Source organism: Treponema sp. (assembly GCF_045657965.1).
GTDB lineage: Bacteria > Spirochaetota > Spirochaetia > Treponematales > Treponemataceae > Treponema_D.
The window spans coordinates 1-7,212 of the sequence record NZ_JAZOUG010000284.1; the positions used below are offsets into that span (position 1 = coordinate 1).

Annotated in this window: 8 protein-coding genes and 2 tRNA genes; 4 read left to right on the forward strand and 6 right to left on the reverse strand. The window is 37.8% G+C overall.

Annotated features, from left to right (window positions below):
* Window positions 1–2 precede the first annotated feature (2 nt).
* Window positions 3–76 (reverse strand) — tRNA-Arg (locus tag ACKI5B_RS10835).
* A 7-nt stretch (window positions 77–83) separates the two neighbouring features.
* Window positions 84–155 (reverse strand) — tRNA-His (locus ACKI5B_RS10840).
* A gap of 172 nt (window positions 156–327) precedes the next feature.
* Here ACKI5B_RS10840 and ACKI5B_RS10845 point away from each other — a divergent pair.
* The 4 genes from ACKI5B_RS10845 (at window position 328) to ACKI5B_RS10860 (ending at window position 5,488) form a co-directional block, all read left to right on the forward strand.
* Window positions 328–807, forward strand: a complete 480-nt coding sequence (locus ACKI5B_RS10845; RefSeq protein ID WP_407428637.1) for a hypothetical protein — start codon at window positions 328–330, stop codon at window positions 805–807.
* An 18-nt stretch (window positions 808–825) separates the two neighbouring features.
* Window positions 826–2,694, forward strand: a complete 1,869-nt coding sequence (gene flgK, locus ACKI5B_RS10850) for a flagellar hook-associated protein FlgK (protein ID WP_407428639.1) — start codon at window positions 826–828, stop codon at window positions 2,692–2,694.
* Window positions 2,695–2,742: 48 nt separating this feature from the next.
* Window positions 2,743–4,092, forward strand: coding sequence for an aminopeptidase (locus tag ACKI5B_RS10855; RefSeq protein ID WP_407428641.1), 1,350 nt, complete (start codon window positions 2,743–2,745; stop codon window positions 4,090–4,092).
* Window positions 4,093–4,189: 97 nt separating this feature from the next.
* Window positions 4,190–5,488, forward strand: a complete 1,299-nt coding sequence (locus ACKI5B_RS10860; protein WP_407428643.1) for an HD domain-containing phosphohydrolase — start codon at window positions 4,190–4,192, stop codon at window positions 5,486–5,488.
* 2 nt (window positions 5,489–5,490) lie between these two features.
* On the opposite strand, the gene ACKI5B_RS10865 is transcribed toward ACKI5B_RS10860, so the two are convergent.
* From ACKI5B_RS10865 to rplT, 4 genes are read right to left on the reverse strand one after another with little or no spacing between them, the layout of a single operon-like run.
* A complete protein-coding gene (locus ACKI5B_RS10865) occupies window positions 5,491–5,979 on the reverse strand; it encodes a DUF188 domain-containing protein (protein WP_407428645.1) in 489 nt (162 codons plus the stop codon).
* Window positions 5,972–6,301, reverse strand: coding sequence for a cell division protein ZapA (zapA, locus tag ACKI5B_RS10870; RefSeq protein ID WP_407428647.1), 330 nt, complete (start codon window positions 6,299–6,301; stop codon window positions 5,972–5,974). The genes ACKI5B_RS10865 and zapA overlap by 8 nt, the downstream gene beginning before the upstream one ends.
* Before the next feature lie 3 nt (window positions 6,302–6,304).
* Complete coding sequence (locus tag ACKI5B_RS10875; RefSeq protein WP_407428649.1) at window positions 6,305–6,811, reverse strand: cell division protein ZapB; 507 nt, start codon at window positions 6,809–6,811, stop codon at window positions 6,305–6,307.
* Window positions 6,812–6,827: 16 nt separating this feature from the next.
* Window positions 6,828–7,187, reverse strand: a complete 360-nt coding sequence (gene rplT / locus ACKI5B_RS10880) for a 50S ribosomal protein L20 (RefSeq protein ID WP_407428651.1) — start codon at window positions 7,185–7,187, stop codon at window positions 6,828–6,830.
* Between the last annotated feature and the right edge of the window lie 25 nt (window positions 7,188–7,212).

Consider the following 7,212-nt stretch of genomic DNA (forward strand, 5'->3'; position numbering starts at 1 on the left):
TTTGCGTCCGACACGGATCGAACGTGCAACCTACGGATTCGAAGTCCGTTACTCTATCCAGTTGAGCTACGAACGCAAGATTGGGTGCCTGATGGGGCTCGAACCCACGACAATCAGATCCACAATCTGACGCTCTACCACTGAACTACAGGCACCATGTAACCGATGTAGGAAACTATATCAAAAAAAATACGAATATGTCAAGAAGTTAATGCTGAAAAATCTAAAAAATCTGCAATGTTCTTAATTATTCTTTTGTTTGAAAAATCTAAACTTCTATTTTTTAATTCCGATAATCAAAAGGACTAAAACTTTTTGGGGAAATAAATGCCGGAAGAAAAACTTGAGCAGACAGGAACTACTGATACAATAATTGCACAGAAACAAAATCTTGTTTCTGTAATGCAGGAAGAAAATGTGCTTTTGGATAAAATTTTAGAACAGCAGACTCTTCTGCATAATTGTGTCAAAGAAAAAGACTGGGATACTCTTAACCGCAATATTGAAAATCTCCAGAATTTAAGTGATCACTTTGTTGAACTTGAAGAAAAAAGAATGGCTTTAAGTTCAAATGTAGATATGGCACAGGATTCTGAAATCTCTCCTGTTTTAAGTGAGGTCAGGGGAAAACTTCAGAAATCAAAAGTGGAAAATAAGGTTTTGAATGAATATATTTCCACAACACGAAAGTTTCTGCAGGGGGTTTTTGATTCCGTTGTGCCTCAGAGAAGAAATGTACTTTATTCAAAAAAAGGTCAGATTGTAAAACCAGAACTGAGCAGTGTTGTGCTCAACCAGATGATATAAGGAAAAAGGAGCAGAAGTATGGCAAATTCATTCGCAGCAATTGAAATCGGTAAAAGAAGCTTAATGGCTCATTCGACTCAGATTAATACTGCAGGTCACAATATTTCCAATGCCGACACAGAAGGATACTCACGTCAGCGCGTTCAGATTAAGACTTTTGACCCGATTTACCGCCCTGATTTAGAGCGTGAAGAACGTGCAGGTCAGTTAGGTCAGGGAACAAGTGTTGAATCAATCAACCGCCTGCGTGATGAACTTTTGGATCAAAGAATCGTCGCTCAGACTAATCAGGAAACTTACTGGACTACACGAGAAAAATATTACACGATGATTGAACAGGTTTATAATGAGCCTGATGAAATCTCTATCCGCACCAATATGGATAAATACTGGCAAGGCTGGCAGGAACTTTCTGTTTATCCGGAAAGCCAGGCAGCCCGTCAGGCTGTTGTAACCCGTGGTGAGACTTTGGCTGAAAGTATCCAGCAGAGATATAAATCTTTGAGCGGAATCGGAACACTGATTAACGGTGACATCGAAGCCACTGTAAAGCAGATTAATTCAATTTCAAAACAGATTGCAGAAATCAACAATGAAATCGTAAAAGTCAAGGCAATGGGGGATAATCCGAACGATCTTCTTGACCGCCGTGATTTACTCGTAGAAAAACTTGCAGGCCTTGCTAACATTACGACTGACATCCGTGATAACGATGAATTTATGGTTCATCTTGAAGGAAATATTCTCGTTCAGGGACATATTTCCCGCTCATTTGAAGTTGAAGCTATGACTGATAACAATGGTTATAGCAAAGTTATCTGGAGTGATACAAAAAATAATGTCCAGGTTTCAGGCGGTACTCTGGGAGCTTTGCTTGAACTTCGCGATGTTGATATCCGTTCTGAAGTTCAGAAACTCAATACAGTTACAATGAATTTTGCTGACCTTGTAAACGATGTTCACAGAAACGGAATCGGCATGAACAATGTTTCAGGCCTTGATTTCTTTACTCAGCATCCTTTTGTAACAAGCGTAAACGGAAACTATGACCGCAACGGTGACGGTGTTGACGATCATTCTTACATTTTCAGATTTACGGGAACCAACTCGCTTAACCCGCAGGAAAAAGTCGGTCTTGAAGGTACAATGACTTTCTCTGGAAAAAGCGGAAATATCAAAGTTTCTTATCATGCGACAGATACAATCGAAGAAGTAGTTGCCCGAATCAATGATTCAGACGGTGAAGTTAAGGCTTATCTTGACAGAAATAACCGCCTTGTTTTGAAGGCAACTACTTCAAATGCAATGGGAAATCCTGATTTTGTAATCCGCCATGTTGAAGATTCCGGATTGTTCCTTTCAGGATATTCAGGAATTTTGAATGGAAGCGGCTCAGAAAATGCCTATGATTTTGCACAGGCAGATGCTGTAAATGCACTGAGAGGTGAATTTGCAGTTGCTCCTGTTTTAAATCCTGCAGGATACATTGCAGTCAACGAAGCAATCAAGGGCGATGTATTGAGCGTTGCTGCAGCCTATCCTACAAATCAGGGAAAATCAATGATTGGCGATGGCCGGGCTGCAGTAGAAATTGCTTCAATCCGAAATACTGCTGTAATGATTGGAAAGGACCGCACTTTCGATGACTATTTTGCAAATTCAGTCACAAATGTCGGATTAAAAGGCGAGCAGGCAGAAATGAACATGCTTTCTCAGAACGCTATTATGGACGATTTACGAAACATGCGGGATTCTATCAGCGGTGTAAACATCGACGAAGAACTTGCAGAAATCATCAAATTCCAGCACGGCTACAATGCAGCCGCAAAGTTTGTTTCTGTAATCGATGAAATGCTTGACACGGTAATCAATCGTCTTGGAGTTTAATTCTTCAAAGCCTTGCAGTGTGAAGGGCTTTTTTTTATAATCATTATTATGGAAAATAAAAATCTGATTTTTGATTATAAAAACTTCTTAAATAATGGTAAAACTGAACGTGAATGTGTCAGCCAGATAATTAAAACTGCTGAAGAAGCCGGTTTTAAAAATCTTTATAATGCAGAATCTCTTAAAACAGGTGATAAAGTTTATATTCAGAAAATGAATAAAGCTGTGGCGCTTTTTACAATTGGAAGTGAACCAATTGAAAAAGGAATGAATATTTTAGGCGCTCATATTGATTCTCCGCGGCTGGATGTTAAACAAAAACCTCTTTATGAAAAAGATTTTATTGTCTATTTGAATACTCACTATTACGGCGGTATAAAAAAATATCAGTGGGTAACATTACCGCTTGCTGTTCATGGGGTTGTCTGTAAAAAAGACGGAACTACTGTAAAAATCTCGATTGGTGAAGATGAAAATGAACCTGTCTTCTGTATTTCTGATATTCTTCCTCATCTGGCACAGGAACAGATGAAAGAAAAAGCAAGTGATTTTATTTCAGGTGAAAATCTTGATTTGATTTTGGGAAGTACTTCTCCTGAAGAGTCCTCAGATGAAAAAAGTGAAAATAAAGATAAATCTTCTGCTAAAAATGAAATTCTTAAAATATTAAAAGATAAATATAATATTGATGAAAAAGATTTTGAATCTGCCGAACTGGAAGTTGTTCCTGCCGGAAATGCCCGTGATTTAGGCTTGGATTCATCTCTTATCTTAGCTTATGGTCAGGATGACAGAAGCTGTGCTTTTGCTTCTTTTAAAGCTTTATTGGATTCTTCTGATTTCACAAAAACCGCCTGCTGCCTTTGTGTTGATAAAGAAGAAATCGGTTCTGTTGGAGCAACCGGTATGGGAAGCCATTTCTTTGAAAATGCTGTGGCTGAATTGATTGCAAGACTTCCCGGAGAATATTCTGAGCTAAAACTTCGCCGCTGTTTAGCAGAAAGTAATATGCTTTCCAGTGATGTAAATGCCGCATATGATCCGATGAATTCTAATCTGTTTGATAAAGATAATGCAAGCTTTTTAAATGGCGGAATAGTTTTTAATAAATATACCGGAAGCAGGGGAAAAAGTGGTGCCAGTGATGCAAATCCAGAATTTATTGCAAAACTACGCTCTTTGCTTGATGGTTCACAAATTAAATACCAGATGGCTGAACTTGGAAAAGTAGACCAGGGGGGCGGCGGAACAATTGCTTATCTGGCAGCAAAATATGGAATGAATGTTCTGGATGCCGGCGTTTCTGTTCTTTCAATGCATGCTCCCTGGGAAATTATAGCAAAAAAAGATATAGAGTATGCTTACAAAGCTTATAAATTATTCTTAAATTTAGAATAAAATTATAAAAAAACAGTTTTTTTTCTGTTTTTCTAGACTAATTAAAAGTTTTGAATTAAAATAATAGTGTAATTTATTGCAGAAGGAATTTGCCTGAATGATTGGCTCTCTTGAAAAACTGCAGAGGCTTTTTGAAGCTGAGCGGCTTTTGAATGAAATAAAAGATACTGATGTACTGCTTGAACGAATTCTCACTGAAGCAAGAGCAATTGCCAATGCTGATGCTGGTTCAATTTACGTAATTGAAGAAAAGCAGCCATCTTCTATCTTGTCTCCTGTTTTTTCAAAAGAAGATTCTGTCTTTAAAGATAAACTTCTACGAATAAAATATGCACAGAATGATACACAGCATAAAAAATTGAGTGAAGGTTCAAAGTCTCCGTATGTATATTTTACTGTGCCAATAACAAAAACTTCAATTTCCGGTTACTGTGCATATACAGGTCAGATTTTAAATATTGCCAATGCTTACGAAATTGATCCTGATAAACCGTATAAATTTAACAGCAGTACTGATGTTTCTACAGGTTATAAAACGGTTTCTGTGCTTTCACTTCCGCTTGTTACAAGTGCTGGTCAGACTCTTGGCGTTTTGCAGATAATAAATGCCAAGGATTCTGATGGAAATATAGTTGTATTCTCTGATGATGCAGTTGAATATGTAAAACAGTTTGCTTCAAGCGTTACTCAAACTCTGGAACATACGTATTTAACCGGTAATATGATTAAGCGAATGCAGCGCATGGCCGAATTCCGTGATCCAAAAGAAACTGGTACTCATGTTGAACGTGTTTCTGATTTTTCAATTGAAATTTATGACCAGTGGGCTTTAAATCATAAAATTCCAAAGCAGGAAATTCTCCGCTTCAGGGATATTTTAAAGATTGCAGCAAAGTGTCATGATTTAGGAAAAGTCGGCATTTCTGATACAATTCTCAAAAAGCCGGGGCCAGGCAGATTTACTGCAGAAGAAAGGGCTGTTATGATGGGTCATACCTGTGTAGGAGCAAAACTTTTCACTCAGCCGGAATCAGAAATTGATGAAATGGCCAGAGATGTTGCTCTGCATCATCATGAATGGTGGAATGGCAGTGAAGAAGGTTATCCTGGAAAAATCGATTTTATGAGTTATGAAATCGGTTCTCCTGTTGTAAAAGGTGAGCCGATGAAAGGTGAAGAAATTCCTCTTTCTGCCAGAATTGTTGCTATAGCAGATGTTTTTGATGCTCTTTCGCACAGACGGGTTTATAAAGAAGCATGGTCTATAGACGATGCGTTTATTGAAATTCAGAATCTTTCTGGAAAACAGTTTGACCCTGAACTTGTTCTGGCGTTTTTACAGGTAAAAGACCGTATTATTTCTATTAATGCTGCTTATGAGCGCATGGAAAAATAATTTTAATATCTTTTTATATTATAAATTTCAATAGTTATGTGTTTCTGTAATTCCTGTGAAAAGACTTGAGTGAATTTTTTTAATTCTTTGTCACTGTAATAATTTTCTTTTTTGCCGCCCAGGCCTATTTCTGCTAAGTTTAAGCTGAACTCCCGTTCCCGGAGTCTGTCTTCGATATTGTCTTTATTGAAAATAATTCCCCTGTCATTCATTACGCATATTGATTTTTCTATAAGCCTGGAAGCAAACGGAATATCTCTGGTAACTACAATATCGTTTTCTTTTGCGTTTTCAAAAATATAATCGTCAGCAGAACCTTTTTCATTTTTCGAAATAATCATTGAAATATGATTGTCGGACGGAGAAAATGGAATAGGGCGGTTTGATACAAAAATAACTGAAACTGAATTTGTTTTTGTAATTGAAATTAATGATTCTCTGGCTTTTTTTGGAAATGAATCGGCATCTACCCAGATACGAAATTTAAGCATTTAAAACCCTGTTAATTTTTTCAATCATATCGTTGGCAATTTTTTCTGCTTCTTCACTTTTGGTTGTGTCAGAAATGATACCGGAAGTTTGAGGTGATTTTTTTAAGAGCTGTGCTGTTTTTGATTTTTCTTTGTAAAGTTCATCACAGAGCATTACACCTGCAAGTGCAGATATCTGCAGCGGGTTTTGAAGAACATTGTTTCTTTGAATCTGTGTCACAATTTTTTTGTAATAAGACAAGACTTGTTCAAGGTATTCATTATCTTCGTCAGCCCTGATTGAAAACGGACAGTCAAATAAATCTATTAAAAGGGAACCCATAGACTAAAAAATATCGAATAGCGGCTGGGAAGCAGTATCCTGAGTAGAGTTTTCAGAATTTACTTCTTTTGACTCTGTAATATACTGGTTGTTTTGTACAGCATCTGATTCACCAAATTCGAAATCAACATTCGGTGTTAAAGTTTCTGCCGGGGTATTGTCTGAAGTATTCTCAAAATTGTGTAGTGCTTGTTCAACATGAGGCTGTTGTGGAGCAGATTCAGTGATTTCTGAATTTGATTCTGATTTTGGAGCTTGAACCGTTTGTGTTGTATGAAGAATAACATTTTCTACAGCATTCAAACGATTCAAAGCTTTGAGGATACCTTCTTCGATTTTGCTCTGGTCAGTCTGAAAAGATGAAAATTGCTCCGATTTTGCATTGAGTGCGTTTGAAAGCTCTGCGCATTTGCTACGCAAAGCAGCATTCTCAGCATTAAGCTGTTCAATTTTTTTAACAGCGCTTTCTACCTTTTCTTCCAGCAACAGAACCTGTTCGAATGAAATCATGGTATCCCCTTAAAAATTATGCTTCGAGAGCTTTTTTTGCAGCTTCAACAACTGCTTTGAAAGCCTGTGGGTCTTCGATAGCGAGGTTAGAAAGAGCCTTGCGGTTCAATGTGATACCTGCTTTGTTGAGACCATTAATGAAGCGTGAGTATGAAAGACCTTCTTCACGAACTGCTGCGTTGATACGTGCAATCCACAACTGGCGGAAATCACCTTTGCGGTCGCGGCGGTCAACATAAGCATGTCGAAGTGCCTTTGTTACTGCGTCTTTTGCTGCCTTGTAGTTAGTTCCGCGGCGGCCAGTGAAACCCTTGGCGAGCTTCAGAATCTTTGCGCGGCGGTTATTGCGTTTTGTACCATCTACTGCTCTAGACATAATTTACCTCGTTCAAAAAATTAAC

Coding starts and splice junctions, on each gene's coding strand:
- ACKI5B_RS10845 (WP_407428637.1), top strand. CDS start 328: ATGCCGGAAGAAAAACTTGAGCAGACAGGAACTACTGATACAATAATT.
- flgK (WP_407428639.1), top strand. CDS start 826: ATGGCAAATTCATTCGCAGCAATTGAAATCGGTAAAAGAAGCTTAATG.
- ACKI5B_RS10855 (WP_407428641.1), top strand. CDS start 2,743: ATGGAAAATAAAAATCTGATTTTTGATTATAAAAACTTCTTAAATAAT.
- ACKI5B_RS10860 (WP_407428643.1), top strand. CDS start 4,190: ATGATTGGCTCTCTTGAAAAACTGCAGAGGCTTTTTGAAGCTGAGCGG.
- ACKI5B_RS10865 (WP_407428645.1), bottom strand. CDS start 5,979: ATGCTTAAATTTCGTATCTGGGTAGATGCCGATTCATTTCCAAAAAAA.
- zapA (WP_407428647.1), bottom strand. CDS start 6,301: ATGGGTTCCCTTTTAATAGATTTATTTGACTGTCCGTTTTCAATCAGG.
- ACKI5B_RS10875 (WP_407428649.1), bottom strand. CDS start 6,811: ATGATTTCATTCGAACAGGTTCTGTTGCTGGAAGAAAAGGTAGAAAGC.
- rplT (WP_407428651.1), bottom strand. CDS start 7,187: ATGTCTAGAGCAGTAGATGGTACAAAACGCAATAACCGCCGCGCAAAG.